Source organism: Pasteurella sp. P03HT (assembly GCF_054052285.1).
Window position 1 is genome coordinate 287,957 of record NZ_JBSIUM010000001.1, and the last position, 26,108, is coordinate 314,064.

Consider the following 26,108-nt stretch of genomic DNA (forward strand, 5'->3'; position numbering starts at 1 on the left):
AATACAATATGCAAAAAGCCATTATCATTGGTGCAAGTGGTTATACTGGGGCGGAGTTAGCACGTATTTTAACCATGCACCCCAAGTTTGATTTAACAGGATTATATGTGTCTAGTCAAAGCCAAGATGCCCATCGTCCTATTTCTGCCCTTTATCCTCAACTTAAACAAGTCGTGGATTTACCCTTGCAGCCCTTACCAGATAATTTAGTCCCTCTTGCTCAACAAGTAGAGCTGGTATTTTTAGCCACGGCACATGAGGTCAGCCATACGCTTGCACCGATTTTTTTACAACAGGGTTGCAACGTGTTTGATCTATCTGGGGCATTTCGTGTTAATAATACGGCATTTTATTCTGAATTTTACGGTTTTTCTCACCAATATCCTGACTTATTAGAACAAGCGGTATATGGGCTAGCGGAGTGGAATCACAGCAAATTACAAAATGCGAATTTAGTTGCTGTTGCGGGCTGTTATCCGACAGTATCACAACTTTGTCTAAAGCCACTCATTGAACAAAATCTGCTTGATTTAAGTCAAGTACCGATTATCAATGCGGTCAGCGGTGTGAGCGGTGCAGGACGAAAAGTGTCACTGAACAGTAGTTTTTGTGAAGTCAGCCTCAATGCTTATGGCGTATTTAATCACCGCCACCAACCAGAAATTGCCACACACCTTGGGACAGACGTGATTTTTACTCCGCATTTAGCTAACTTCAAACGCGGTATTCTCGCCACGATCACGGCAAAACTCCAAGCCCATGTCACTGATGAACAGATCGTGCTTGCGTATCAACACGCTTATGCCAATAAACCCTTAGTACGCCTTTACCCACAAGGCTTACCAAGCATTAAAGCCGTTGAATTTACGCCTTATTGTGATATTGGCTTTGCGACTAAAAATAATCATATCATTATTGTTGGTGCAGAGGACAATTTGCTAAAAGGTGCCGCCGCACAAGCCGTACAATGTGCCAATATTCGTTACCATTTTCCAGAAACATTAGGATTACTTTAAATGAACCCTTTAGTCATTAAATTAGGCGGTGTACTACTTGATACGCCAGCTGCTATGACCAATTTATTTACTGCCCTTGCAGATTATCAACAGCATTTTGACCGTCCATTAGTCATCGTTCACGGTGGCGGTTGTATTGTGGACGACTTAATGCAACGTTTACATCTCCCAGTCAAAAAGAAAAATGGCCTTCGAGTCACCCCGAGTGACCAAATTGAAATCATCACGGGGGCATTAGCGGGTATTGCTAACAAAACATTGGTTGCACAAGCCGCAAAATTTCAATTAAATCCTGTCGGATTATGCTTAGCCGATGGTAATCTTACTCATGCAATACCACTAGATCCTGAACTAGGCCATGTCGCAACCGTTACCCCAAAAAATCCAACCCTATTAAATCATTTGCTTGGCGAGGCTTTCTTGCCTATTATTAGCTCAATTGCAGTGGATTCAGAAGGGGTGTTGATGAATGTTAATGCTGATCAGGCTGCCACCGCTATTGCAGCATTAATTCATGCCGATCTAGTGATGCTATCTGATGTGGATGGTGTATTAGATGCAAACAAACAACGTTTATCTGAATTAAATACTGCACAAATTAACCAATTGATTGCTGATAATGTCATCACAGATGGTATGGTGATTAAAGTACAAGCTGCACTTGAAGCAGCCACAATTCTAAATCGCGGTGTAGATATCGCAAACTGGAAATATCCTGAAAAGCTCACCGCACTGTTTGGTGGGGAAATCATTGGTACAAGAATTAAACCTTAAATATTAAGAGGAAACTATGGCACTTTGGGGTGGTCGCTTTACACAAGCGGCAGATAAACGTTTTAAAGATTTTAACGACTCACTACGTTTTGACTATCGTCTAGCAGAACAAGACATTGAAGGTTCAATTGGCTGGTCAAAAGCCTTGGCGAGCGTCGGAGTATTAAGTTGTGCAGAGCAACAACAACTTGAACAGGCATTAAACGAACTCTTGATTGAGGTACACTCAAATCCTCAAGCGATTTTACAAGATGATGCGGAAGATATTCATAGCTGGGTTGAAAGTAAACTGATTGATAAAGTGGGTAATTTAGGTAAAAAATTACACACTGGGCGTAGCCGAAATGACCAAGTTGCACTCGACATTAAAATGTGGTGTAAACAACGTGTACACGAACTCCAAAATTCTGTTAGCGAATTACAACGTAAACTGGTCACAACGGCAGAACGTAATCAACATGCCGTTATGCCTGGGTATACGCATTTACAACGTGCGCAACCCATTACTTTCGCACACTGGTGTATGGCGTATGTTGAAATGTTGGATCGCGATCACTCGCGCCTAAATGACGCATATCAACGGATGAATGCTTGCCCTCTTGGTAGTGGAGCACTGGCGGGGACGGCTTACGCTATTGATCGTGAACAACTTGCTCAAGATTTAGGCTTTTCATTCGCAACACGCAACAGCTTAGACAGCGTATCAGATCGTGACCATATTGTTGAATTACTTTCTACTGCGGCACTTAGCATGGCACATTTATCTCGTTTTGCAGAAGATATGATCATTTTCAACAGTGGAGAGGCAAACTTTGTTGAATTATCCGATCGCGTGACATCTGGCTCATCCCTAATGCCACAGAAGAAAAACCCTGATGCGTGCGAATTGATTCGTGGTAAAGCTGGTCGAGTCATGGGTGCTCTCACAAGTATGTTGATGACATTAAAAGGCTTACCTCTAGCATATAATAAAGATATGCAAGAAGATAAAGAAGGTATTTTTGATGCATTAGACACCTGGCAAGATTGTCTTGATATGGCAACCTTGGTGTTAGACGGTATTCATGTGAATGTCGAACGGACCAAAGAGGCGGCACTAAAAGGTTACTCAAACGCCACAGAATTAGCGGATTACTTAGTTGCTAAAGGAGTACCGTTCCGTGATTCACACCATATTGTTGGTGAAACTGTAGTCTATGCGATTCAACAACAAAAAGCCCTAGAAGCCCTTACGGTAGCAGAGTTTAAACAATTTAGTGATGTAGTAGAAGAAGATGTTTATGACATTCTCTCTCTCCAATCGTGTTTAGACAAGCGTTGTGCGAAAGGAGGTGTCTCACCATTACGTGTTGCAGAAGCAATCGCTGAGGCGAAATCCCGATTGGCATAGCCATAATACTGAAGCAGGAAAAAACGCAATCGTACTATGATTGCGTTTCTTATACTTGACTGATAATCACATCAATTTAGGCTTTCACACCTAAATTGCCAATTTTGATACCCAAAAATCCCATGCTGACAGGATCAAGATAATCCCCTAAAAACTTAAACAGTTCTGTTAAATCGGTAAATGTACGGTTGATTTTGACTTGATCTTCCACTTTACGTGTAAATTCATAACAAATTTTATCACCCATAATATGTGCTTCTAAAGTGATATAAATCGTTTCAAAAAAGTGACTGTGCGCTCCTTCTTCACCTGGATCACTAATTCTCACATTCCAATTGTTACTAAATAAAAGTTCGGTTTGCATAGTCATAAATTTACCTCGCTGAGTTTAAATGAGTTGCATCTTATTTGTTGAACATGTGGTTATAAAAAACCCGATGATAAAATCTTTCACATCAAAAATTTTATCATCGGGCTTTTCAAAATATTTCCCCACATGTTTCGCTTTACGCTGGTAGCTCCCTTTCCCCTTGCGTTTCTTTTCAATACGCTGACGAAATAAAGCATCATGTAATAATGCTTGAAGTGCATTATCACGAATTACACCACGCTGATGCTGATAAGGAATCGCATGCTGTGGTGCTTGAATGTTCTTTGCCATTCTCTCTCCTTGTTTAAATTTAATCATATTGCCGCCTCATTCTCGACAAGCGGCAACATTATAAAGATAAATTAGAGAATCTCAAGTACACTTTCAGGCGGTCGACCAATTTTCGCTTTATCCCCTTTCGCAACGATCGGACGCTCAAGTAACGCCGCATGTTGTGCAATCGCCTCGAGTAATTGTTGCTCTGATAACTCTGCGTTATCTAAGCCTAATGAGGCATATAGCTCATCTTTAACACGCATCATTTCACGTACACTTTTAATCCCTAATTTTTTTACGAGTTGCTGGAGTTCTGTAATGGTTAAGGGATGTTCTAAGTACAAAATAACATTGGGTTGAATGTGTTGTGTCGCCAATAAGGCTAATGTTTCTCGACTCTTTGAACAACGTGGGTTGTGATAAATAGTAACCGCCATAGAATTTCCTCGCTTAATGATATGCTCCGTTTAGATTTTACCTTATAATCGCTCAAAATGCTTACCTTAAGGGAATATTATGTTAGAAATGTTAAAAAGTTGGTATAACAACCGTTTTAGTGATCCACAAGCAATGGGACTCTTTGCTATTTTGTTATTCGGTTTTATCTCCATTTATTTTTTCAGCAATTTAATTGCCCCCCTTTTAATTGCGATTGTCCTCGCTTATTTACTAGAATGGCCAATTCGTTTTCTTTCATACAAAGTCAAACTCCCTCGTTTACTGGCAACTGCACTGGTATTTGGTGGTTTTTTAGGTCTGATTTTAGTCATTGTATTAATCCTCATTCCGACATTATGGACACAAACGGTCAACTTAGTCACCGATTTGCCACATATGTTTAATAATCTGAATGAATGGTTACTTTCATTACCAGAGCATTATCCTGAATTAGTGGACTATCAAACGATTGATTCCTTGCTAAAAACGGTGAGAGAAAAAATCTTAGCTTTCGGTGAATCTGCACTAAAATTTTCATTGACCTCTTTACTCAGTTTAGTGACCTTGGGAATCTATGCGTTTTTAGTACCCCTAATGGTATTTTTCTTATTAAAAGACAAAGAGGAATTAATTAGAGGCGTGAGTCGTTTCTTACCACGTAACCGTACACTTGCTTCAAATGTTTGGCAAGAAATGCAATTACAAATCGCAAATTATATTCGAGGTAAGCTCATTGAAATCATTATTGTTACAATTGTTACTTATTTCATCTTCTTATTATTTGGTCTGAATTACGCTTTACTCTTAGCGGTTGCCGTAGGGCTCTCTGTACTTGTTCCTTATATTGGCGCAGTATTAGTGACGATTCCTATTGCGCTCGTGGCGGTCGCTCAGTTTGGCGTCACTCCAACTTTTTGGTACTTACTCTCAGCCTATGTGATCAGCCAAATTCTTGATGGTAACTTATTAGTGCCGTTTTTGTTTTCTGAGGCAGTTAATTTACATCCACTCTGGATTATTATTGCTGTTCTGATTTTTGGAGGATTATGGGGTTTTTGGGGTGTCTTTTTCGCAATTCCTCTCGCGACATTAGTGAAGGCTGTCGTGAATGCTTGGCCATCAAATGAACAACAGGAAAATACGCATTCATTACTTTAGCAATAAATATCCTATAAAAAAGACCGCACTTAGTGCGGTCTTTTTTTTTGACAAGTTTAGCTTAACGAATAGAGTCTTCTGTTAATGGCTTAATACTTTCATCAAATTCTGGTAAAGGTTTATGTTCCGTTGCTATGTAACTATAAATCACAGGAAGTACAAACAGCGTAAACAAGGTTCCGATTGTCAAACCAGAGGCAATCACGATACCAATACTAAAACGAGATACCCCACCTGCACCTGACGCATAGAGTAATGGAATCACCCCAGCCACCATTGCAGCCGTCGTCATTAAAATTGGACGTAAACGTACTTTCGCAGCTTCCATAATCGCTTCAATACGATTTTTACCATGATTTAGCTGTTCTTCTTTCGCCACTTCACACATCAAAATACCATGTTTTGTGATTAATCCCACTAGTGTGATCAGACCTACTTGTGAGTAAATATTTAATGTTGTGCCTGGGAATGTAGTCACAACGCCAAAAATTCTTAATATACCTGGTAACGTACTGCTTAAGAAATTCAGTGTGAGTAATGCGCCACTTACCGCTAATGGCACCGAAATCATAATCACCAATGGATCACGTAATGACTCAAACTGGATTGCTAGCACTAAGAAAATAATAATCACCGCTAAAATAAAGGTCATTGCTAACGCATTCCCTTCTTGAACTAACTGACGCGCCTCGCCAGTAAAGTCATAATTATAGCCTTGTGGTAAATGTTCTTTTGCTGCAGATTTTAACCATTCCACTGCTTCACCTGTACTTTTTGTCGGTAACGGTACCGCACTGATGACTGCCGAGTTCAATTGACTAAAACGGGGTAATGAAGTCGGCTGAGGCTCTAATGTCATGGTTAAAAAACTACTTAAAGGCACGGATTTTCCATTACTTGCCGTCACATAATAGTTATTCAAGCTTTCTGGCGATAAACGTTGGTCACGTTTTACTTGCATAATAATACGATAGGCTCGACCATCGATATCTACTCGTTCAATTGTCGCAGCAGATAAGAAACTTCCTAACGTTGCACTAATTTGTTGCATCGTTACACCATACGTCCCTGCTTTTTCTTTATCCACTTTAATACGCATTTGTGCCGTATCGAATTTTAAATCCAGTGCCGTATAAACAAAGTTCCCTGATTTTTTCATTTTCTCTAAAAAGTCACCCGCAACATTGGCTAAATCTTTATAGTCGCTTGCGGTACTGATCACAAAACCAATCGGAGGCCCTTGCTCACCTGTATTAATTTCAGGGAAGTTAAACCCCGTTAACGCAATTTCAGGAATATGCGCAGCTTTTTTATTTAATTCACTCAACACTTCGGCTTGAGTACGCTCACGTTCACTCCAATCTTTTAATGTCACGACACTGAAAGATTGATTACTCCCCATTGCGCCAGAAATCACCATCGAAAAATCCACTTCTGGCGTGTCTTTTAGGATCTGTTCAAATTCTTTCATCGCCTCTTGGACATAATCCACATTCACATTAGCAGGTGAACGACCGACTACCATGAATGCCCCTTTATCTTCCGCAGGGGTTAATTCATGTGCCAATGAATTAAATAAGAAAGGTAAGGTTGCAAAAATGACTGCAGCAAATGCCAACATACATTTACGACTTGCCATCACAAGATTCAAGGCATAGTTATATCCATTGTTCATTTTGGTTAACATATGCTCAATACATTGCTCTAACTTGGTGGGATCCGTATGAGGTTTTAGCAACTTACTACTCATCATCGGTGAAAGTGTCAATGCTACAATACCCGAAATAAATACCGCACCTGCCAGCGTTAATGCAAATTCTTTAAAGAGAGATCCTGTTATGCCTTCCATTAATGCCATCGGTGAATAAACCGCCATTAAGGCAATCGTCATCGAAATAACGGGAACCGCAATTTCTCGCGTACCAATAATCGCGGCACGGAATGGGGTTTCCCCTAATTTAATATGACGGTCCACATTTTCAAGCACGACAATCGCATCGTCCACCACCAATCCGATGGCTAAAATCAATGCGAGCAAAGTCATTAAGTTAATGGAGAAATCAAATGCTTGTAACAGCATAATTACACCGATTAACGAAATAGGTATCGTGATCACGGGGATGAAAATAGCACGTAATGAACCAATAAACAGCGTAATGACCACTAAAACGATAATCGTCGCTTCTAAAATTGTCTTCACAACTTCATCAATTGAACTATTAATCGCAATCGTTGTGTCATACAGAATTTCAGCACTCATACTGTCTGGCAAATTCTGTTTAATTTGCTCATATAACGGACGGACGTTTTCTGCTACAACTAATGGATTGGCGGAAGAAGTCGGATTAATCGCTAATACCACGGACTCAAAACCATTAGCTACGGCTCGAGTACTGTCACTGGATTTATTGAGCTCTACTTCAGCAATATCACGTAAACGAACTAATTTATTGCCTTTTGCCGAAATAATCAGGTTGCTCAGTTCTTCCACAGATTTGGTCGTGGTTTCCACTTTATTTTTATATGTCACATAAAAACCATTGTCATTTCCTGCCGCTGTTTGTACGTTATTAGAAGACAACGCATTTCTCACAGCCATCGCTGATAGATTCTGCGCCGCCATTTTGGCAGGATCCAACCAAATTCGTAACGCATAATCCGATGCACCAAAAATTTGGACTTCAGCCACCCCTTCTACCGTAAAAAATTGTGGCTTAATGACTCGTTCGATGTAGTCTGTGACTTGACTCGCGTCCAATTTAGTCGAGCTAAACTGAACATACATCATCCCAGTTCCCCCTGTTGACGAGGTAATCACAGGATCATCAATACCTCTCGGTAATTGAGAACGTACGGAATTCACTTTTGCCAACACGTCTGCAAGGGCAGCATTCGGATCCGTATTCAACTTCATTTTGATCGTAATTAATGAGCTATTTGGCAAGCTTTTTGATGACAAATAGTCAATGTTATCCGCTTGGGCAACCGCTTCTTCAAGCTTAGAGGTCACAAACGCTTGAATTAAACTAGCATCCGCTCCAGGATAAACAGTTGAGACATTAATTACCGTTGTGGTCATTTTGGGATATTCACGCACCGCTAATTTCGCAATTGCTTGCAATCCTAAAATAATGATCAACAAGCTAATCGAAATTGCTAATATCGGGCGTCGAATAAAAATATCGGTAAATCGCATTTTTGTTTCCTACTTTTTAACTCAGATAAGTGCGGCACATTTTTCTAAAAACTCAACATCCTGTGCAGAGAAACGGGCTAAACAAGGTGAGTCCACATCCAACTCTGCAATCATTTCCCCGTCTTTAAAAATGGGAACCACAACTTCAGATTGTGAAGCACTATCGCAAGCAATATGACCTTCAAATTGATGGACATCGTCAACCACTGTTGTTTTTCCTGTTTGCCATGTATAGCCACACACGCCTTTACCAAAACCAATATCGGAACACGCAACTTTGCCTTGAAAAGGTCCCACTTTTAACACGCCATCTTTCACAATATAAAACCCAACCCAATTTAAGTCAGGCATATGCTCATAAATAAAAGCCGAGGTATTTGCCATTCTCGAAATCAAATACGTCTCAGGTGCTAAAATTTCTGCTAACTGTTTTAATAATAATGCGTAATTCATCTTATTTTCCTATTTTCTGACCGCACTTATAGGTTATTTTTCTTCGCGGGTTGCATAGCACCAACACCAGCTTTATCTGCAACAAGTACTAAACTCCCATTGCTTAAGTTTTGTTGCCCCCCTGTTACGATTTTATCGCCGACTTTTACTTCATCGCCTTTTAGCTGTGCATACACACCTTGGCGATCTTTTGTAAAGACGGTAATTTGTTTAGCACGATAAGTACGTGATAAATTATTCGGATCAAAATCTTTACGATTCGCTACGGCTTCCCGATCTTCTTCAGAAAGAGGGACTAAAACATACGCAATTTCACCATACATGTTATAGCTGACCGCCACTTGTGGCACGACCACTTGATCATATTCTGTGGGTAATGCGACACGTAAGCGTGTAAACATCCCTGATAATAATTTACGTCCATCTTCTGCTTCAAAGGTTGCTTGCGCATCAATCAATCCTGTTGCAGAGCTAATCGCAGGCTCAATCGCGGTAATTTTGGCAGCAAATGTTTCGCCCATTCTGGCATCTGCGGTTGCTGTGACTTTTTGCCCAATATACAAATTCTCAAGTTGAGTTTGTGATAACGCAAAGTCAATCTTCATACTGCTCGTATCTTCAACACGCACAATTTCCATACCAGGATTAACATATTGCCCAACGTTAACTTTCACGATACCCGTTTTCCCATCAAATGGGGCGATAATCTGGCGACGTTCAATCCCCGCTTTTAAAGCGGCAATATTAGCTTCTAGGGCTTCATAAGCAGACTTTGCATTATCCAATTCTTGTTGTGAAACACTCTTGGTTTTAAATAAACTTAAATAACGTTGATAAGTCGCTTTAACTGAGGCTAGTTGCGCTTGTGATGCCTGTAAACTACGTTGTTCAACAGTACTGTCTAACACCACTAAGACCTCTCCTTTTTTCACATTTTGCCCAGATTGAACAAGTACTTTTGTCACAGTACCCGCAATTTGTGCACTTAACATGGCGCCTTGATTAGGGCGCACAAGCCCCGTGGTTTCAATAACTGGGGTCCATTGTTGTGGTTGAATATCAATAGCGGTCACGGGATAAATTTTCTCCCCCATTCCTGCAATCGCTTTTTCAATCATCTTGTCTTTGATTACATTAAATGCAATAACCACGATAAACAAAAACACAATCAACCCTAAGGTTAGTTTCATGATCACCGAATGCGAACGCTTAGGTTGGTTTGCTTGAGTTCCACTCATACAAAAACTCCGTAAAATATCAAAACGTAAATTATTTCTGCATCGCGCGCCATGTGCGCTGAATAACAGATTCAAGAATCTCGACAGAAAGTGATTCATTAAAATACACTTTCTTCCATGCAAGTTGAATTGCACTATCTAAGCCTAACGTGAACAAGACTTTTATCGGAAGATGGCATAATTCGCCCGCAGCCTGTGCTCGCTCACAAAATGCACTCCAGTGACCAGTATCCCACTCTTTAATCACCGTATCAAATCCCGGTAAAGAGCGATATTGGTGCATATTTAACAATATGCTGGGATTCTCTTCTAAAAAATGCCAAATATTCCACCACATTTGGCGATATTGCTCAAAAAAACACTGATTTTCATCATAGTTTTTCTCAAGCGCACGCTGAAAACGTGCAAATACATGCCGAGCAAACTGTTCCAGTAACTGTTCCTTACACTTAAAATAAATGTAAATCGTACCTGGCGAAATGGTCGCAGCCTTGGCGATTTTATGCATAGATAAATTATGCAAACCTTCTTTTGCCATGAGCTGATCAATCGCCATAAAAATATGCTCGGTCATATCTAAATCAGACTGACGCATAATCACTTCTTTATATTAAATTGATTAAAAATAAGGTGGGTTACAAACAGACAAATACAACTGAATGAACGTTCGTTCATTTTAAAGTGTTTTTATATTTACGCAAGCTTAAAAACAAAAAACGTGGAAAAATTATCCACGTTTTTCTCTCATCACGATGTCATTTACATACCAATCACGACACAACTTGCTATAGATTTTGCTTTTTCTTGTGCTTTGACGGCTGCGGCACGCTCTCCAATTGGTCCAACAACGACTCGATTCCATTCTGCACTTGAGTTGACACGTGCATTTAATCCTGACATTGCAAGACGGGCTTGTAGATTTTCTGCTTGTGTTCTGTTCTTAAAAGCCCCACATTGTAACCCATATTTACGTTCTGAAGCCGTCACATTCACAACCTCTACTTTCTTCACGGGCTCAACTTTTACAACCTCTTTAGTAGGCTCTGATTTTTTTGCTTCAACAACCGCAGAAGGTTTATGTGCTGATTTAGTTGATTCAGCCTTCGTACTGCTTGTTTCACTCGATGGAAGTGCGGTCTCTTTTTTAACACTTTCTTCTGCTTTTTTTAGCTCTTCTTGTTTTAAACGTGCTTGTTCAACCTGTTTCTGCTCTTGTTCCATCGCTAACAAAATTTTCTTTTGTTCTTCTGTCAGACGCATATTTTTTTCTAATGATTGAGGATCGTCATTAACGGGCACAGTTCGTGTTTCTAATGCTTGAATATAACTCCATACTTCTTCTGGACGACTAGGTAATACACTTTTAGGCTGCGCTGTCTCAACTTTAGGAGACACTACAACTTTTTCTGGTGCTTTTTCCTTAATCAAAAATAAACCAATAGCAAAACCCACGATAACCAGTCCTGCGATCAGTACTAATACGAGCTTATTTGTTCCTTTTTGCTTTTTCTTACTGCCACGACGGGCATAATCTCGTCTTGCCACGCTAAAACCTATTCCTAAAAATAATTTGTCAAATTCGTACGATTTTACTGAAAAATCCGACTTAACTCAAACTCAAGCTAACTTAAATCAAGCGGATCAACATCTAAAACACAGCGTACCTGACCATATTTGACTGGCTGCGCTTGTTGAAATGCGGTTAATGCCCGTTGTAATTGAGCACGAGAAGGATGCTGTAACAATAATTGCCAGCGGTATTGTCCTGCTTTTTTACTAAACGGTGCCGCAATAGGTCCTAAAATTGAGAGGTTATGAAGCGATGCGTTTTCACACCATTGATAAAAATAATCGGCGATACGTTGTAAAACCTGTTCAGCCTCTTCACTATGACGACTTTGTGCTTTAAATAAGGCTTGTGCACTAAAAGGGGGAAGCCCCATATTTTTACGTAACATCAAAGATTGAGCAGCAAAAGTATCATACCCTTGAGTCAATAATGCCTGTAACAGTGGGTGGTCTGGATAATGTGTTTGCAATACAACCTCTCCCTGTTTTTCTACACGCCCTGCACGACCTGCCACTTGAATATAAAGTTGAGCTAAACGCTCTTCCGCTCTAAAATCGACTGAAAATAACGCACTATCCACATTCACTAACGCTACTAAGGTCACATCAGGAAAATGATGCCCTTTTGCAAGCATTTGCGTTCCGATCAGAATCTGACTTTTACCCTGTTGAATTTCAGCTAAATAATGTTCTAATTTGCCTTTACGCGCAGTACTATCACGATCAATACGCGTCACATGATATTGTGGAAAATGCGTTTTTAATGTCATCTCTAATTGTTCTGTTCCCAATCCCGTGGTCAGCAAATGTGTAGAACCACAATGTCCACATTGCATTGGAATCGGTTTTTGAGCTGAACAATGATGGCAACGTAACACACGTTGATGTTGATGATAAGTGTATGGCTTATCACAATGAGGGCACTCTGCAATCCACCCGCATTCATGACAAAGTAGCACAGGCGCAAAACCACGCCGATTTAAAAACAACAAAACCTGATTGCCCTTTTGCAAATGGTTCGCCATACGCTGTAATAACGTTTCAGACAAACCATGATGTAATTTTTGCTGTTTCAAATCAATAACAGAATGATAAAGTGCGGTAGAATTTCCTGCTTTTTTAGATAAAACTAGGCGATGATATTTCCCATGAGCAACGTTATTTAAACTTTCTAAACTAGGTGTTGCCGAGCCCATCAATACTGGTATCGCCAACTGTTTAGCCAAAACAATCGACAAATCACGTGCATGATAACGAACGCCATCTTGTTGCTTGAACGATACATCATGCTCTTCATCAATAACTATCAAACCTAAATCAGAAAATTGAGTAAAAAGTGCGGATCGTGTTCCTATAATAATCGCACTTTGCCCTGTCCGTGCACGCTGCCATACTTGCAGCCGCTGAGTATCATTCAAATGAGAATGTAAAACATCAATTGCAACATGAAAACGGGCAGTAAAGCGCTGTACAGTCTGAGGCGTTAAACCAATTTCAGGCACTAACACTAAAATTTGTTTTCCTTTATTTAAAACATGTTCAATAACTTGCAAATAAATCTCTGTTTTTCCTGAACCCGTTACTCCATCTAACAACCATGCTGCAAAACCTTCATGGAAAACCAGCTGGCTAAAAGCAAGAGCTTGTTGCTTATTTAGCGTTAAACGATTTTCTGCCTTGACTATCGGCAAAGCTCCCAGCCTGTCCCGCCAAGGTTGTGGCATCGGTTCTACCCTGACTTCCTCAATATATTGCTTCTGTTTTAATGCCGACAATATGGCACGGCTAAATGTGGTTCTCCCTTTTTCTGATGGACCAGCCGCTAACACGTTTAATACTTCCGCTTGTCTTTTCGCCCGTTTCAACTCACCTTGATGCAGGGCTTGCTCTCCCAACTGGGTTAGTTGCCAAAATATTTGACTTGTTTCAAGCGCACTTTCTCCTTGTCTTAATTTAGTTGGCAATGCTTGAAACAAAACTTCACCTAATGCCGTTTGATAATAATTTGCCGCCCAATGTAAGAGCTTCCAGGTTTCTGGATGAAATAAACTCGTTTGATCCAACACCTCAATTACGGACTTTAACTGTTGAGCGGCAACATCTGTTTGAGAGGGAAAATCGACCACAATTGCAACGCGTTTTTGCGTCCCAAAAGGCACAATAACTCGCCCACCGATTACAGCATAAACATCATCAGGTAAAAGATAATCAAAAAAACGAAATAAAGGCACTGCAAGTGCCACGCGGATGAGTTGCATAGTTTGGTCAATGAAATGGTCAGGGTCTCCGAAATTCACAGAAATATAGCACTCCTGAATATCTTTGTCTATTTAGGTAATTTGGCTTGAATATTCGATCATTTTTTTGTAGAATTTGCTACCTTACACATAACTTGCCATTTTGGCGTAATATTAACTACACGCGGTGTCAGTCTTTGAACTTGATAGCGGCGTGGCTTCAAATCGAGGTTTTCCATGAAACAAGGTATTCACCCTAATTATGTCGAAGTTACAGCAACCTGTTCTTGCGGTAACGTTATTAAAACTCGCTCAACAGTGGGTAAAGATTTAAACTTAGACGTTTGTGGCAAATGCCATCCATTCTATACTGGTAAACAACGTGTTGTTGATACTGGCGGTCGTGTAGAACGCTTTAACAAACGTTTTAACATTCCTGGTACTAAATAATGTAAAACACCCTATAAAAATATAGGGTGTTTTGTTATATAAGAAAAAATAATGGATTTTACCTAACAATTATACATTTTTATATAGTCATTCCAGGCCATGAAAGAGAGCTCCACTACTTTTTTAGTACTCTTAATTCAGCATTAACGACCCAAATGATCATTACACATTTCTGAATATGTAATGATGTCTCCAAGGAAGATTGCGCAAAAATCGAGAAGTTGACTTTTGGCAACTAAAAAATTATTAATTTAAAATAACATAAAACTCATGCTTCAATAAATTCAACTCTTCAAAGACTGCCTAATTTTTCTAATCTTATTACGTATTTTATTTTTTATAATAATTCGCTCAATTTTATTAATCCAATTTACCTGGATGTTATTTTTCTTGACATAATCGATAATTCCTTCTACTTCCTCTATAATTCCTTTATTTTTTAATTTAATTCTCTTAAAGTCATCAAAATTTAATTTACCATTAAAGCAACTAGGATTATCAATTCCGACAGCTAAAAAATTGAGCCGTGTTCTTAAACATTTTTCACATCGACCACAATTATCCTCCAACCCCTTTTCCCAACAAACTTTTAAATATTTTTTAACTTGCTCATTTTTCCCAATACGTTCTACTTTTTCAGTTCTAGAATAACCAGAACCGTCATGCACAATTTTCAATCGACCTGTAGAAAATAGAAAATCAATACAAGGGGAAGACCCCCACGGAATAGTAAGATGAGAATAATCATCTGAAGAGCCAATCAAACCATACTCAAAATGCTCAGAAAGCAGATGAAAACAACTTGCTAATTGTGCTCCATGACTCATTTCCCAATCTTGCTGAGATTTCTTCTTAAGATCAGTCCAGACCTCAAATCTTTTACAACCAAATTGTTCATAAATTGGAGATATCCGCTCCATTAATTTGGCATATTCATTACTTTTATCTGTTGGAACATCAAACCCTTGAATGCACAATACATGCTTTAAACTAAAAGCATCATTGTGTTGCCAATCTTTTTCATTATGCCTAATCAATGTAAAACAAGAATCAACTCCTCCTGAAAAAGCGACAATCGCCTCAGAACTCGGTAGCTTATTATTTAGCGATACAATATTTGTCGCAATAAAATGAATTTTTTTATATTTATTAGGACATAAATTAGCCCAAGCCTCAATAAAATAATGAATATTTCTAACACCATCAATTGACAAAGGAAGTTCGACAATAAAGTCTTCTCCAACTTCCATAGCTTTAAAAATGACAGCAAAAACAAATCCATCATATATACTAACAGGAATATATTCAAAATCTGTGGGTGGCTTTATAATAAAGGAACTTGAAAAACAATCTTTCGAATTTGAAGCTATAAACTGCAAATTGTATTTCTTTAAATCTGAAACATACTCACATAATATAGTAGACATAGTACTTCTTTTTATTATTCAATAAGTCAAAAAACGACCTTATTGTACAATAACAAAACAAAAAATGTCTATAAAATCTGACACATTGGACAATAAAAACTATTTCGTTGTCCAATAACTAAACTTTCAATTATTGTGCCACATTTTTGACAAGGCTTGCCTTTGTTACCATAGACTAATAATTGTTGTGCAAAGTAACCTGGGCGTCCATCAGGTTGAAGAAAATCTTTTAACGTTGTGCCACCTTGTTGAATTGCCCGAGTCAATACGCATTTAACCTGCTCAACAAGCTGTGAACATTGTGATTTAGTTAAGCTACCAGCCGTTTTTTGTGGATGTAAACCACACAGAAATAGGGTTTCATTTGCATAAATATTCCCTACGCCAACTACTACCGCATTATCCATTAGAAAGGTTTTAAGTGCGGTTTGTTTTTTACGGCTTTTTTGCCATAGATAATCTGCATTAAATTCATCAGAAAGAGGTTCTGGTCCCAATTTTAGAAAAAGATGAAACTCTGCTAGATTGTCAGTCCATAACCATGCACCAAAACGACGAGGATCGTTATAACGCAAGATCTTACCGTTATTCATCACGATATCGATATGATCATGTTTATCGATCGTATCTTGTTCAGATACAATACGCAATGAACCAGACATTCCTAAGTGCCCAATTATATGCCCTTTCTCAGTGTGAATGATTAAATATTTAGCACGACGACTCAACGCAATCACTTTTTGTTGAGAAACGTACTGTAACGCTTCGCTCACCATCCAACGTAATTTAGGTTGTCGAACCACTATTTTCTCAATAATAAAACCCTCAAGATAAGGGCTAATTCCATTTTTTGTGGTTTCAACTTCTGGTAATTCTGGCATATTCTCCCCAAAGTTAAGTTATAAAAAAACCCGAACAATGTCGGGTCTTTCAAAATAGCTTTAAAATTATTTAATTTTAGCTTCTTTATAAACAACGTGTTTACGCACAACGGGATCGTATTTTTTGATTTCCATTTTTTCAGGCATATTACGTTTGTTTTTTGTTGTAGTGTAAAAATGACCAGTTTCAGCTGTTGAAACTAATTTGATTTTCTCACGAGGTCCTTTAGCTGCCATATTTTAGCTCCTTAGATTTTCTCGCCACGAGCACGGATATCAGCTAAAACTGCATCAATGCCTTTTTTATCAATAATACGCATACCTTTCGCAGTTAAGCGTAAAGTTACGAAACGTTTTTCACTCTCAACCCAGAAACGGTGAGTGTGTAAGTTTGGAAGAAAACGACGACGAGTCGCGTTCATAGCGTGTGAACGGTTGTTACCAACTGTTGGACGCTTGCCTGTTACTTGACAGACTCTAGACATATTAATCTCCAATAAATCAAATATAAGCTCGAGCTTAGGGTTCGGATTACTTCAAAATTGTATCAAGTATTATCTTATCAATTTTGATAGCTACCTCGTCAGGTCGCTGTAACCGACCCGCATACTATATTAAAGGTGGTGAATTATACTCACTTTATGTTTTATTCTCAAGCCTAAATACACTATTTCCCTAAATAAATATGAAAATTTTGTAGAGGAAATCCTTGTTGAATCGAAAAGAAACTACAACAAGCCATTCTCAGCAAAAGAGTAATAGTTCCCCTTTCCTATCACAAAATGATCTAAGATCCTGATTTCAACTAACTCAGCCGCCTCTTGTATTTTTCGCGTGATTTGTTTATCAGATAAACTCGGTTCTGCATGACCAGAAGGGTGATTATGTGCCAAAATTAAAGCTGCTGCGTTACAAGATAACGCACTTTTAATAATTTCACGAGGATACACCGAAGCTGTATTTATTGTACCTAAAAACATCTCTTCTTGTTTAATTAAACGATGCTGGTTATCGAGAAATAACACCACAAATACTTCTCGCTCTTTCTGCTCCAGTGAGGTTTGTAAATACACCCGCACATTTTCTGGACATAGAAAGGCGTGACTTCCCTTTAATTGTTCCAATAAGTAGCGTTTTGTCATTTCAGTGCACGCTTGTAATTGAATAAATTGTGTGACACCAATGCCTTTCACTGCACAAAACTCTTGCTGAGTTGCTGAAAGTAACCCTCTCAATGAGCCAAAATGCTGTAGCACTTGTTGAGATAACATCATAACAGGACATCCTCGTATACCCGTTCTCAAAAAAATCGCCAGCAATTCTTCATTAGTGAGGGTGTTTGCACCAAATTTCAATAGTTTTTCGCGAGGCATCAACATTCTCTCTGTATCCATGTTATACCATTGTGTTTGATGAACTGTACTTTATGCTTAGTTTACCCAGACGCTAAATCAAGAATTCAAGCTAAGATATACTTTTGGAAAGCAGATCGCAAAATATCATTCTTTCTTAGGAAAAATTACAGTAAAATAATGCGTTCATTTATTGAATAAAAATTCGGCATGAGGATCCACAATGCAACAACTTCAATCAAAACGAATTGTCGTCGGAATCACGGGGGGGATTGCAGCTTACAAAGCGATCGAATTAATCCGTTTATTACGAAAAAGTCATGCAGAAGTACGTGTAGTATTAACGCCAGCAGCCACTGAGTTTGTCACCCCACTAACGCTGCAAGCCATTTCAGGTAATGCTGTCGCACAATCGTTATTGGATCCTCAAGCTGAACTGGCTATGGGACATATTGAATTAGCCAAATGGGCAGATGCGATAGTCATTGCCCCTGCGAGTGCCGACTTTTTAGCCCGTTTAACCGCTGGCATGGCAAATGACCTCTTATCCACGCTTTGTTTAGCGACGACAGCACCTATTCTTCTTGCTCCAGCAATGAACCAACAAATGTTTGCACAAACAATAACACAACAAAATCTGACCGCACTAATACAGCGCGGGATGCACATTATTGGTCCCAATCGTGGTGAGCAAGCCTGTGGCGATATTGGTTTAGGGAGAATGTCAGAGCCAACTGAAATTTTTGACGCAATGTGCGATTTATTCGCAAACAAACGGGATCTAGCTCAACTCTCTGTTGTAATTACCGCAGGTCCTACTCAAGAAGCCATCGATCCTGTTCGCTATATTAGCAATCACAGTTCGGGCAAAATGGGCTTTGCAATCGCACAAGCTTTCGCGGAAAGGGGCGCCAATGTCACCTTAATCACAGGTCCCGTCAACTTGCCTACCCCCCCCGAAGTCCAACGAATTAATGTCACTTCAGCACAAGAAATGCATAAATATGCATTACAACATGCGGTAAAACAGGATATTTTTATTGGTTGTGCCGCGGTAGCAGACTACCGAGTTGCTCATATTGCCGAGCAAAAAATCAAGAAATCAGATGATGAAATACATCTCACATTGATCAAAAATCCTGACATTATTGCAGATATCGGGCATTTAATTGAACATCGTCCCTTCACTGTAGGTTTTGCCGCGGAGACACAACAAGTTGAACAATATGCACAAGACAAACTACAGCGTAAAAAGTTAGACATGATCTGTGCAAATGATGTCTCGGGGGGACAAGTCTTCGGGCAAGATCAAAATAGTCTGCACCTTTTTTGGCAAGGTGGTTCGCATAAACTTGCACTTGCAACCAAGACCAACCTAGCTAAACAATTAGTCAACTACATTGTCGAACGTTATCGCCAAATTCAATAACGGATAAAAAGGAAAAAAGAATGAAAAAAATTGATGTTAAAATTCTCGACCAACGCATTGGTTCTGACTATCCCTTACCGACTTATGCGACTTCTGGTTCCGCAGGTCTTGATTTAAGAGCATTAATTGAAACACCACTCACTGTTGCCCCTGGAGAAACAGTTTTGATTCCCACAGGACTCTCTATTTATATTGCGGATCCTAACTTAGCCGCAGTCATTCTACCGCGTTCTGGCTTAGGGCATAAACATGGGATCGTATTAGGCAATTTAGTAGGGTTAATTGACTCAGATTACCAAGGTCCATTGATGGTTTCACTTTGGAACCGCAGTAATACGCCATTCAATATCGAAGTCGGTGATCGAATTGCACAACTCGTGTTTGTTCCTGTTGTACAAGCTGAATTTAATCTTGTGAGTGATTTTGCACAAACAGATCGTGGCGCTGGCGGATTTGGGCATTCAGGTAAAAAATAAACCATGGAAAAACCAATAAAACGTAGTCTGCAAGAACGACGCCAACAAGTCCTCACTGTTCTCACACATATGCTCCATTCTGAAAGAGGAATGGAGCGGATGACAACAGCACGCATTGCAGCAGAAGTAGGCGTATCTGAAGCCGCCCTTTATCGTTACTATCCAAGTAAAACTAAGATGTTTGAGGCGCTCATTGATAATTTAGAAAGTCATTTATTTACACGTATTACCCAATCTGTAAAAAATGAAACGAATACTGCAGCACGCGTGCATAACATCATGCAGATGATTCTCGATTTTGCTCGTAAAAATCCTGGTCTAACCCGTATTTTGACTGGGCATGCATTAATGTTTGAAGAACCTCAATTACAAGCGCGCGTAGCACAATTTTTTGATCGCTTAGAACTGCAATTTGTCAATATTTTGCAAATGCGCAAATTACGTGAGGGAAAAGGATTTCAATATGACGAACGTATTATTGCAGCTCATTTAGTCAGTCTATGTGAAGGGCATTTTATGCGCTATGTTCGTTCTAATTTCCGCCATTTTCCTAACCAAAGTTTTGAGCAACAGTGGCGATTAATTGAAACGCTATTTGCATAAAATGTAAATTTAGGTAAGAATATGATTATTCCTTGGCAAGAATTGGAAGAAGAAACGCTCAATAATATTGTTGAAAGTTTCATTTTACGAGAAGGCACTGATTACGGTATGCAAGAGCTTTCTTTAGCACAAAAAAAACAAAATTTAATTTCTAAAATCCAGCAAGGTAATGCCGTGATTGTGTGGTCAGAACTACACGAATCCATTGATATAAAAGACAAAATGGACTTGATCAAATAATTCTACTTTGTCGGAAACAAAATTAGTTTATGGAGGTCTTCCATGCAAGAGCAAATGCAAACAACTCAGTCGATAGATCCCACATTAGAATGGTTTCTATCTCACTGCCATATTCATAAATATCCGTCTAAAAGTACATTAATTCATGCTGGAGAAAAAGCAGAAACGCTGTATTACTTAATTAAAGGATCTGTTGCTGTCTTAGTCAAAGATGAAGACGGTAAAGAAATGATCCTCACCTATTTAAGCCAAGGCGACTTCTTCGGGGAAGCAGGGCTTTTTGAAGAGGGTCAATTACGCTCAGCTTGGATTAAAGCGAAAAGTCCCTGTGAAATTGCTGAAATTTCGTATAAGAAGTTCCGTCAACTTATTCAAGTGAATCCTGATATTTTAATGCATTTGTCTGCCCAACTTGCTCGCCGTTTACAAAACACATCTCGACAAGTAAGTAACTTAGCATTTTTAGATGTGACAGGGCGTATTGCACAAACATTATTAAATCTTGCCAAAATGCCAGAAGCCATGACCCACCCAGATGGCATGCAAATTAAAATTACTCGTCAAGAAATTGGTCAAATGGTGGGATGTTCACGTGAAACGGTTGGTCGTATTCTCAAAATGTTAGAAGATCAACACTTGATCTCGGCACATGGTAAAACCATTGTCGTTTACGGTACTCGATAAAATCTTAGCGTAAAAAGTGCGGTCAATATTGACCGCACTTTTTCACATTCATATCACGCTTAATCTTCATTTGTATTTCAATCTGAAAATGCCAATCTATTAACATCATGATTTAAGGAACATGTTATGGAAAAAGAAGAAACTTCTCGTCATTTTCTTGCACAATTAGGCAAATCACGCTTACATCCAGGCGGACGCAAAGCAACAGAATGGCTTATTGGTAATGGTGACTTTACAACAAGCAAAAAAGTGTTGAATGTCGCATGTCATCAGGGGACTACCGCAATAAATTTAGCCAAACAGTACGGCTGTTTCGTGGAAGGAATTGACTTAGATGAAGAAGCATTACAAAAAGCACAGGAAAACATTACTAATGAAGGTCTACAAGAACGGATTCATGTTCAACGCGCTGATGCAATAAAGCTCCCTTTTGCTGATGATAGTTTTGATATCGTACTGAATGAAGCCATGCTGACGATGTTACCCATTGAAGAAAAACGAAAAGTCATTGCAGAATATTTTCGCGTACTCAAGCCTAATGGTTTTTTGTTAACTCAAGATATTATGCTAAAAAATGAATCCACTTCAGCACTGCTCGATACGATTCGTGATGTCATTCACATTCCGATTGCACCGCTCACTAAAACAGACTGGAAAACGTTGTTCCAAGAAAGCGGCTTTCGTCATATTGACACTTACTCAGACGACATGACGCTACTTTCATCTTCTGGGTTAGTTTATGACGAGGGACTCTTTGGGACGTTCAATATCTTAAAAAATGCGCTCAAATCAGAGAACCGTGAACAATTCAAACACCTGTTCAAGCTTTTCCATGATCCAAACAATAAGTTGCATTTTATTGCAATTTGCAGTCAAAAATAAATGCGTTAAACAGGTAAAATGCAACCATTTTCAACACGAAAAGTGCGGTGTATTTCTGGTCGCATTTGTTTTAATTGTGATTCAGTAATCGCAGTCACGAATACTTGCGATCCGCTTTTCTTCAAGCGTTCTGCTAATAGTGCACGTTTATACTGATCCAATTCAGATGCAAAGTCATCAATTAAAAAAATACAATGGCGTTGCTTTTGTTTCGTAAGATGTTCCCCTTGAGCCAAACGTAATGCACACATCAACAATTTCAGTTGCCCACGAGACAACACGTCTTCCACAGGGAGTCCATTGGCTTTAAAGCGAAAATCTGCCTTTTGTGGCCCCGAAACTGTATACCCCATCATACGATCACGCTCAAAACTTTGCTCTAATAAGGTGGCATAATCACGTTCTTTTTCCCACCCTTGATGAAAACTCACACTGATTTCAAGTTCTGGTAGAAAAAGTTGACAAGTTTGTTCAATTTCTGCTCTCAGCGCCTCAGCATATTCTGCACGCCAAGTACTCACTTGATGCGCTAACTTGACTAATTCGCGATCCCAAATCACTAATTGGGCATAGCTCGTGACTTGTTGTAACGCGGCATTACGCTGTTTTAACAAACGATTTAAACTGACCCACGCTAAATGAAAATGATTATGATGGTGAAACAGCCCCCAGTCCAAAAAAGCGCGTCGATAACTGGGCCCACCATTTAACAGCGTCAAGCCTTCTGGAGTGATAAGCTGCATAGGAAGTAAATGCGCTAGATCAGAAATTTTATTTCCGTCTTCGCCATTAATTTTCACTATACTGTTTCCTTGACGTAATTTTTGTAAGCCCACAGACCAATGATGCTGTTGCTCTTGAATTTTCGCATGTAGAATAAAGTGCGGTTGCTCATAAGAAATGATGCGATTACTGACCGCACTTTTAAATGACCGCCCATGTCCTAAATAAAAGATAGCTTCTAATAAACTGGTTTTTCCACTGCCGTTATTGCCAACTAAAAAGTTAAAGCCGTGATCTAACTCAAGATCCACGGCTGTTAAATTGCGAAAGTGTTCAATGAATACGCGGGAAATCGCCATACGACAATAGATTAACTTATAAACGCATTGGCATAATCACATATTCTGCACTGGCATCTTCACAATCTTCAATCAGACAACTAGAAGACGCATCAGTTAATCGCATACGAACTTGATGACATTTTAGGGCATTTAATACATCTAAAATATAGCTCACGTTAAAACCCACTTCCATTTCTTCACCAGTATAAGCCACATCAATAATTTCTTCCGCCACTTCTTGTTCTGGGTTCGTTGCTGTAATTTTCAATTGATTTTCACTCAATTGTAAACGAACACTACGGAAGCGTTCATTTGATAAAATTGCCGCACGAACAAAGGCCTGTTTTAAGACATCCCAATCAGCCTCTAAAATGCGGGTAGCATTACGTGGCAACACACGACGATAATCAGGGAAACGACCATCAATTAATTTTGAAGTAAAAATAATATTACCCAGTTCAATACGTAAGTTATTGGTCCCAATTTGTAAACGTGCTGGCAAATCCGTATTCTCTAATAAACGTGCTAACTCTAACACACCTTTACGAGGCACAATCACCGAATGATTTTGCAAATCTTGCTCTAATGCAATGGTACAGACCGCTAAACGATGTCCATCGGTGGCAACGGTTCTTAATAAATTACCTTCTGTTTCAAACTTCATCCCATTTAAAAAATAGCGGGCATCTTGGTTTGCCATAGAAAATTGTGTTGCATCAATTAAACGACGTAATGTACTTTGCTCAATAGTAAAATCCACTTCAGATTGCCAATCAGTCAAATTTGGGTATTCCTCTGCAGGTAAGGTAGACAGATTGAACTTACTGCGTCCAGATTTCACAATTGCCCGATCTTCTTCAAAACTGACTGAAATCTCAGAACCCTCTGGTAAACTGCGGCAAATATCTAAAAACTTTTTCGCAGGAATGGTAAAACTGCCTTGTTGTAGAGAACTTAATAATTCCGTTTGAGTAGAAAGTTCAACTTCTAAATCCGTTCCTGTAATGACTAATTGATCAGCATAAATTTGCAACAACACATTATTTAAAACTGGAATATTGGGACGGCTGCTCAGTACGCCACATACTTGTTGTAATGGCTTTAATAAGTTTTCTCTTGAAACAATAAACTGCATATTTTTCCCCTTTTTACACAGATAGTGTACGGATTAAATTTGACCAATCTTCTTCTAAAGAATGTTCTTGTTCTCTGAGTTCCGCAATTTTACGACAAGCATGTAACACAGTTGTATGATCTTTATCACCAAAATTTTTGCCAATCTCTGGCAAACTACGGTTTGTTAATTCTTTTGAAAGCGCCATAGCCAATTGTCTTGGACGAGCAATAGAACGTGAACGACTTTTCCCTTTTAAATCAGAGACTTTAATTCGATAATATTCTGCTACAGTTTTCTGAATATTTTCAACTGTCACTAACTTATCTTGGAGAGCTAACATATCTTTCAATGTTTCACGAACAAAATCAATGGTGATCGGAGCTCCCATAAACTCGGCATTTGCACTCACACGATTTAATGCACCTTCTAAATCTCGCACATTCGTTCGTAACTTTTGTCCGATAAAAAAGGCCACTTCTTCTGGTAAATGAATATGTTTTTCTTCTGCTTTTTTCAACAAAATTGCCACTCGCGTCTCTAATTCTGGAGGTTCAATCGCTGTTGTTAATCCCCAACCAAAACGCGATTTTAAGCGTTCTTCTAGCTTTTCAATTTCTTTTGGATAACGATCGGAGGTTAAAATAATCTGTCGCCCAGTATCAAATAAATTGTTGAAAATATGGAAAAATTCTTCTTGTGTTTTTTCTTTCTCTGCAAAAAACTGGATATCATCGACTAATAACGCATCCAAAGAACGATAGAATTTTTTAAATTCATCCATCTTGTTATCACGCACGGCATTAACCATCTGCTGCATAAAATTATTTGCATGAATATACAACACACGAGCATTCGGATTACGTAGTAAAATACCATTCCCGATAGCATGTAATAAATGGGTTTTTCCTAAACCTGTCCCACCATATAAAAACAAAGGATTTGAGCTCGTTTCACCAGGATTTTCAGCGACTTTTTGTGCAACTGCGCGTGCTAATTGGTTTGACTTACCTTCAACAAAGTTTTCGAAAACATGCTTCGGATTAAGGTAAGAACGAATCACCATTTGCGGTTTTTCGTCTTTTGTCTTCGCCGTTACAGGTTGACTTTCCATCTGAACAGGCTGATTTTCTGGCTTCACTCCAACTTTAACTTGCACGACTAACTCTGGGCATCCGCTTAATTCTTGAGCCCCTTTAGTTAACTGTGCTAAATAGCTTTCATCCACTTTTTGTTTAATGAAAACATTTGATGCATATAGCACAATAGTATTTGGCGCAATAAAATCCGCCTGTAACGGACGTAACCATGTACTAAAATCCGTTAGTGATATTTGGTCTTGAAGCTGTAATAGGCATTCTTGCCAAAGAGAAGACAGATCAGGTTTCATA

General features: G+C 39.0%; 28 protein-coding genes. 11 read left to right on the plus strand and 17 right to left on the minus strand.

Annotation, left to right across the window (positions count from 1 at the left end):
- The first annotated feature begins 8 nt into the window (after window positions 1-8).
- From argC to argH, 3 genes are read left to right on the plus strand one after another with little or no spacing between them, the layout of a single operon-like run.
- Window positions 9-1,016 carry an N-acetyl-gamma-glutamyl-phosphate reductase gene (gene argC, locus ACWIT3_RS01360; RefSeq protein WP_457161044.1) on the plus strand — a complete coding sequence of 336 codons (1,008 nt, stop codon included), beginning with the start codon at window positions 9-11 and terminating at the stop codon, window positions 1,014-1,016.
- Window positions 1,017-1,790 carry an acetylglutamate kinase gene (gene argB / locus ACWIT3_RS01365; RefSeq protein WP_457161045.1) on the plus strand — a complete coding sequence of 258 codons (774 nt, stop codon included), beginning with the start codon at window positions 1,017-1,019 and terminating at the stop codon, window positions 1,788-1,790. It abuts the gene before it with no gap.
- 16 nt (window positions 1,791-1,806) lie between these two features.
- The gene (gene argH / locus ACWIT3_RS01370) at window positions 1,807-3,180 is read left to right on the plus strand and encodes an argininosuccinate lyase (RefSeq protein ID WP_457161046.1); all 1,374 of its coding nucleotides are present in this window, start codon (window positions 1,807-1,809) and stop codon (window positions 3,178-3,180) included.
- A 76-nt stretch (window positions 3,181-3,256) separates the two neighbouring features.
- On the opposite strand, the gene ACWIT3_RS01375 is transcribed toward argH, so the two are convergent.
- The 3 genes from ACWIT3_RS01375 to arsC form a co-directional block, all read right to left on the minus strand.
- Complete coding sequence (locus ACWIT3_RS01375; RefSeq protein WP_457161047.1) at window positions 3,257-3,550, minus strand: DUF5377 domain-containing protein; 294 nt, start codon at window positions 3,548-3,550, stop codon at window positions 3,257-3,259.
- Between the two features lie 18 nt (window positions 3,551-3,568).
- Window positions 3,569-3,841, minus strand: coding sequence for an alternative ribosome-rescue factor A (locus ACWIT3_RS01380; RefSeq protein WP_457161048.1), 273 nt, complete (start codon window positions 3,839-3,841; stop codon window positions 3,569-3,571).
- Window positions 3,842-3,912: 71 nt separating this feature from the next.
- Window positions 3,913-4,263, minus strand: coding sequence for an arsenate reductase (glutaredoxin) (arsC, locus tag ACWIT3_RS01385; RefSeq protein ID WP_457161049.1), 351 nt, complete (start codon window positions 4,261-4,263; stop codon window positions 3,913-3,915).
- Between the two features lie 79 nt (window positions 4,264-4,342).
- Here arsC and ACWIT3_RS01390 point away from each other — a divergent pair, with 79 nt between their 5' ends.
- On the plus strand, window positions 4,343-5,422 hold the full coding sequence (locus ACWIT3_RS01390; RefSeq protein ID WP_457161050.1) for an AI-2E family transporter: 1,080 nt from the start codon (window positions 4,343-4,345) through the stop codon (window positions 5,420-5,422).
- A gap of 61 nt (window positions 5,423-5,483) precedes the next feature.
- On the opposite strand, the gene acrB is transcribed toward ACWIT3_RS01390, so the two are convergent.
- The 6 genes from acrB to priA form a co-directional block, all read right to left on the minus strand.
- Window positions 5,484-8,618, minus strand: coding sequence for a multidrug efflux RND transporter permease subunit AcrB (gene acrB / locus ACWIT3_RS01395; RefSeq protein ID WP_457161051.1), 3,135 nt, complete (start codon window positions 8,616-8,618; stop codon window positions 5,484-5,486).
- Window positions 8,619-8,639: 21 nt separating this feature from the next.
- Window positions 8,640-9,071, minus strand: a complete 432-nt coding sequence (locus ACWIT3_RS01400) for a GAF domain-containing protein (protein ID WP_457161052.1) — start codon at window positions 9,069-9,071, stop codon at window positions 8,640-8,642.
- 26 nt (window positions 9,072-9,097) lie between these two features.
- Window positions 9,098-10,309, minus strand: coding sequence for a multidrug efflux RND transporter periplasmic adaptor subunit AcrA (acrA, locus tag ACWIT3_RS01405; protein WP_457161053.1), 1,212 nt, complete (start codon window positions 10,307-10,309; stop codon window positions 9,098-9,100).
- Between the two features lie 31 nt (window positions 10,310-10,340).
- Window positions 10,341-10,904, minus strand: coding sequence for a TetR/AcrR family transcriptional regulator (locus tag ACWIT3_RS01410; RefSeq protein ID WP_046339534.1), 564 nt, complete (start codon window positions 10,902-10,904; stop codon window positions 10,341-10,343).
- 164 nt (window positions 10,905-11,068) lie between these two features.
- On the minus strand, window positions 11,069-11,854 hold the full coding sequence (gene ftsN / locus ACWIT3_RS01415) for a cell division protein FtsN (RefSeq protein WP_457161054.1): 786 nt from the start codon (window positions 11,852-11,854) through the stop codon (window positions 11,069-11,071).
- Window positions 11,855-11,931: 77 nt separating this feature from the next.
- The gene (gene priA / locus ACWIT3_RS01420) at window positions 11,932-14,136 is read right to left on the minus strand and encodes a primosomal protein N' (protein WP_457161055.1); all 2,205 of its coding nucleotides are present in this window, start codon (window positions 14,134-14,136) and stop codon (window positions 11,932-11,934) included.
- A gap of 216 nt (window positions 14,137-14,352) precedes the next feature.
- Here priA and rpmE point away from each other — a divergent pair, with 216 nt between their 5' ends.
- Window positions 14,353-14,565, plus strand: a complete 213-nt coding sequence (gene rpmE, locus ACWIT3_RS01425; protein ID WP_046339537.1) for a 50S ribosomal protein L31 — start codon at window positions 14,353-14,355, stop codon at window positions 14,563-14,565.
- Between the two features lie 284 nt (window positions 14,566-14,849).
- Here rpmE and ACWIT3_RS01430 read toward each other — a convergent pair whose 3' ends face one another.
- The 5 genes from ACWIT3_RS01430 to radC form a co-directional block, all read right to left on the minus strand.
- Window positions 14,850-15,992 (minus strand): hypothetical protein, encoded by a 1,143-nt coding sequence (locus ACWIT3_RS01430; protein ID WP_457161056.1) that lies wholly within the window; start codon window positions 15,990-15,992, stop codon window positions 14,850-14,852.
- 68 nt (window positions 15,993-16,060) lie between these two features.
- The gene (gene mutM / locus ACWIT3_RS01435) at window positions 16,061-16,873 is read right to left on the minus strand and encodes a bifunctional DNA-formamidopyrimidine glycosylase/DNA-(apurinic or apyrimidinic site) lyase (RefSeq protein ID WP_457161057.1); all 813 of its coding nucleotides are present in this window, start codon (window positions 16,871-16,873) and stop codon (window positions 16,061-16,063) included.
- A 66-nt stretch (window positions 16,874-16,939) separates the two neighbouring features.
- On the minus strand, window positions 16,940-17,110 hold the full coding sequence (gene rpmG, locus ACWIT3_RS01440; protein ID WP_005733905.1) for a 50S ribosomal protein L33: 171 nt from the start codon (window positions 17,108-17,110) through the stop codon (window positions 16,940-16,942).
- Between the two features lie 11 nt (window positions 17,111-17,121).
- A complete protein-coding gene (gene rpmB / locus ACWIT3_RS01445) occupies window positions 17,122-17,358 on the minus strand; it encodes a 50S ribosomal protein L28 (protein ID WP_046339539.1) in 237 nt (78 codons plus the stop codon).
- 243 nt (window positions 17,359-17,601) lie between these two features.
- Window positions 17,602-18,267, minus strand: coding sequence for a RadC family protein (gene radC / locus ACWIT3_RS01450; protein WP_457161058.1), 666 nt, complete (start codon window positions 18,265-18,267; stop codon window positions 17,602-17,604).
- A 181-nt stretch (window positions 18,268-18,448) separates the two neighbouring features.
- On the opposite strand from radC, the gene coaBC reads away from it, so the two are divergent.
- The 6 genes from coaBC to ACWIT3_RS01480 all read left to right on the plus strand — a co-directional run bounded on the left by coaBC (window position 18,449) and on the right by ACWIT3_RS01480 (window position 22,539).
- Window positions 18,449-19,654: a bifunctional phosphopantothenoylcysteine decarboxylase/phosphopantothenate--cysteine ligase CoaBC gene (gene coaBC, locus ACWIT3_RS01455; RefSeq protein ID WP_457161059.1), complete on the plus strand. Its 1,206-nt coding sequence runs from the start codon at window positions 18,449-18,451 to the stop codon at window positions 19,652-19,654.
- A 20-nt stretch (window positions 19,655-19,674) separates the two neighbouring features.
- Window positions 19,675-20,130, plus strand: a complete 456-nt coding sequence (dut, locus tag ACWIT3_RS01460; protein WP_046339542.1) for a dUTP diphosphatase — start codon at window positions 19,675-19,677, stop codon at window positions 20,128-20,130.
- Between the two features lie 3 nt (window positions 20,131-20,133).
- Window positions 20,134-20,733, plus strand: coding sequence for a nucleoid occlusion factor SlmA (gene slmA / locus ACWIT3_RS01465; RefSeq protein ID WP_457161060.1), 600 nt, complete (start codon window positions 20,134-20,136; stop codon window positions 20,731-20,733).
- A 21-nt stretch (window positions 20,734-20,754) separates the two neighbouring features.
- On the plus strand, window positions 20,755-20,973 hold the full coding sequence (locus tag ACWIT3_RS01470) for a YheU family protein (RefSeq protein ID WP_046339544.1): 219 nt from the start codon (window positions 20,755-20,757) through the stop codon (window positions 20,971-20,973).
- Between the two features lie 42 nt (window positions 20,974-21,015).
- Window positions 21,016-21,657 carry a cAMP-activated global transcriptional regulator CRP gene (gene crp, locus ACWIT3_RS01475; protein ID WP_046339545.1) on the plus strand — a complete coding sequence of 214 codons (642 nt, stop codon included), beginning with the start codon at window positions 21,016-21,018 and terminating at the stop codon, window positions 21,655-21,657.
- A 126-nt stretch (window positions 21,658-21,783) separates the two neighbouring features.
- Window positions 21,784-22,539, plus strand: coding sequence for a class I SAM-dependent methyltransferase (locus ACWIT3_RS01480; protein ID WP_457161061.1), 756 nt, complete (start codon window positions 21,784-21,786; stop codon window positions 22,537-22,539).
- 5 nt (window positions 22,540-22,544) lie between these two features.
- Here ACWIT3_RS01480 and recF read toward each other — a convergent pair whose 3' ends face one another.
- From recF to dnaA, 3 genes are read right to left on the minus strand one after another with little or no spacing between them, the layout of a single operon-like run.
- Window positions 22,545-23,621 (minus strand): DNA replication/repair protein RecF, encoded by a 1,077-nt coding sequence (gene recF, locus ACWIT3_RS01485; protein WP_457161062.1) that lies wholly within the window; start codon window positions 23,619-23,621, stop codon window positions 22,545-22,547.
- Window positions 23,622-23,637: 16 nt separating this feature from the next.
- On the minus strand, window positions 23,638-24,738 hold the full coding sequence (gene dnaN / locus ACWIT3_RS01490; RefSeq protein ID WP_457161063.1) for a DNA polymerase III subunit beta: 1,101 nt from the start codon (window positions 24,736-24,738) through the stop codon (window positions 23,638-23,640).
- A gap of 13 nt (window positions 24,739-24,751) precedes the next feature.
- Window positions 24,752-26,107 carry a chromosomal replication initiator protein DnaA gene (gene dnaA / locus ACWIT3_RS01495; RefSeq protein ID WP_457161064.1) on the minus strand — a complete coding sequence of 452 codons (1,356 nt, stop codon included), beginning with the start codon at window positions 26,105-26,107 and terminating at the stop codon, window positions 24,752-24,754.
- Window position 26,108: the final 1 nt, after the last annotated feature.

Coding starts and splice junctions, on each gene's coding strand:
- ACWIT3_RS01375 (WP_457161047.1), bottom strand. CDS start 3,550: ATGACTATGCAAACCGAACTTTTATTTAGTAACAATTGGAATGTGAGA.
- recF (WP_457161062.1), bottom strand. CDS start 23,621: ATGGCGATTTCCCGCGTATTCATTGAACACTTTCGCAATTTAACAGCC.
- mutM (WP_457161057.1), bottom strand. CDS start 16,873: ATGCCAGAATTACCAGAAGTTGAAACCACAAAAAATGGAATTAGCCCT.
- ACWIT3_RS01380 (WP_457161048.1), bottom strand. CDS start 3,841: ATGGCAAAGAACATTCAAGCACCACAGCATGCGATTCCTTATCAGCAT.
- crp (WP_046339545.1), top strand. CDS start 21,016: ATGCAAGAGCAAATGCAAACAACTCAGTCGATAGATCCCACATTAGAA.
- coaBC (WP_457161059.1), top strand. CDS start 18,449: ATGCAACAACTTCAATCAAAACGAATTGTCGTCGGAATCACGGGGGGG.
- radC (WP_457161058.1), bottom strand. CDS start 18,267: ATGGATACAGAGAGAATGTTGATGCCTCGCGAAAAACTATTGAAATTT.
- rpmE (WP_046339537.1), top strand. CDS start 14,353: ATGAAACAAGGTATTCACCCTAATTATGTCGAAGTTACAGCAACCTGT.
- argB (WP_457161045.1), top strand. CDS start 1,017: ATGAACCCTTTAGTCATTAAATTAGGCGGTGTACTACTTGATACGCCA.
- ACWIT3_RS01390 (WP_457161050.1), top strand. CDS start 4,343: ATGTTAGAAATGTTAAAAAGTTGGTATAACAACCGTTTTAGTGATCCA.
- dnaA (WP_457161064.1), bottom strand. CDS start 26,107: ATGAAACCTGATCTGTCTTCTCTTTGGCAAGAATGCCTATTACAGCTT.
- argH (WP_457161046.1), top strand. CDS start 1,807: ATGGCACTTTGGGGTGGTCGCTTTACACAAGCGGCAGATAAACGTTTT.
- dut (WP_046339542.1), top strand. CDS start 19,675: ATGAAAAAAATTGATGTTAAAATTCTCGACCAACGCATTGGTTCTGAC.
- acrA (WP_457161053.1), bottom strand. CDS start 10,309: ATGAGTGGAACTCAAGCAAACCAACCTAAGCGTTCGCATTCGGTGATC.
- acrB (WP_457161051.1), bottom strand. CDS start 8,618: ATGCGATTTACCGATATTTTTATTCGACGCCCGATATTAGCAATTTCG.
- dnaN (WP_457161063.1), bottom strand. CDS start 24,738: ATGCAGTTTATTGTTTCAAGAGAAAACTTATTAAAGCCATTACAACAA.
- ACWIT3_RS01430 (WP_457161056.1), bottom strand. CDS start 15,992: ATGTCTACTATATTATGTGAGTATGTTTCAGATTTAAAGAAATACAAT.
- argC (WP_457161044.1), top strand. CDS start 9: ATGCAAAAAGCCATTATCATTGGTGCAAGTGGTTATACTGGGGCGGAG.
- rpmG (WP_005733905.1), bottom strand. CDS start 17,110: ATGGCAGCTAAAGGACCTCGTGAGAAAATCAAATTAGTTTCAACAGCT.
- slmA (WP_457161060.1), top strand. CDS start 20,134: ATGGAAAAACCAATAAAACGTAGTCTGCAAGAACGACGCCAACAAGTC.
- priA (WP_457161055.1), bottom strand. CDS start 14,136: ATGCAACTCATCCGCGTGGCACTTGCAGTGCCTTTATTTCGTTTTTTT.
- ACWIT3_RS01480 (WP_457161061.1), top strand. CDS start 21,784: ATGGAAAAAGAAGAAACTTCTCGTCATTTTCTTGCACAATTAGGCAAA.
- ACWIT3_RS01400 (WP_457161052.1), bottom strand. CDS start 9,071: ATGAATTACGCATTATTATTAAAACAGTTAGCAGAAATTTTAGCACCT.
- rpmB (WP_046339539.1), bottom strand. CDS start 17,358: ATGTCTAGAGTCTGTCAAGTAACAGGCAAGCGTCCAACAGTTGGTAAC.
- ACWIT3_RS01470 (WP_046339544.1), top strand. CDS start 20,755: ATGATTATTCCTTGGCAAGAATTGGAAGAAGAAACGCTCAATAATATT.
- arsC (WP_457161049.1), bottom strand. CDS start 4,263: ATGGCGGTTACTATTTATCACAACCCACGTTGTTCAAAGAGTCGAGAA.
- ACWIT3_RS01410 (WP_046339534.1), bottom strand. CDS start 10,904: ATGCGTCAGTCTGATTTAGATATGACCGAGCATATTTTTATGGCGATT.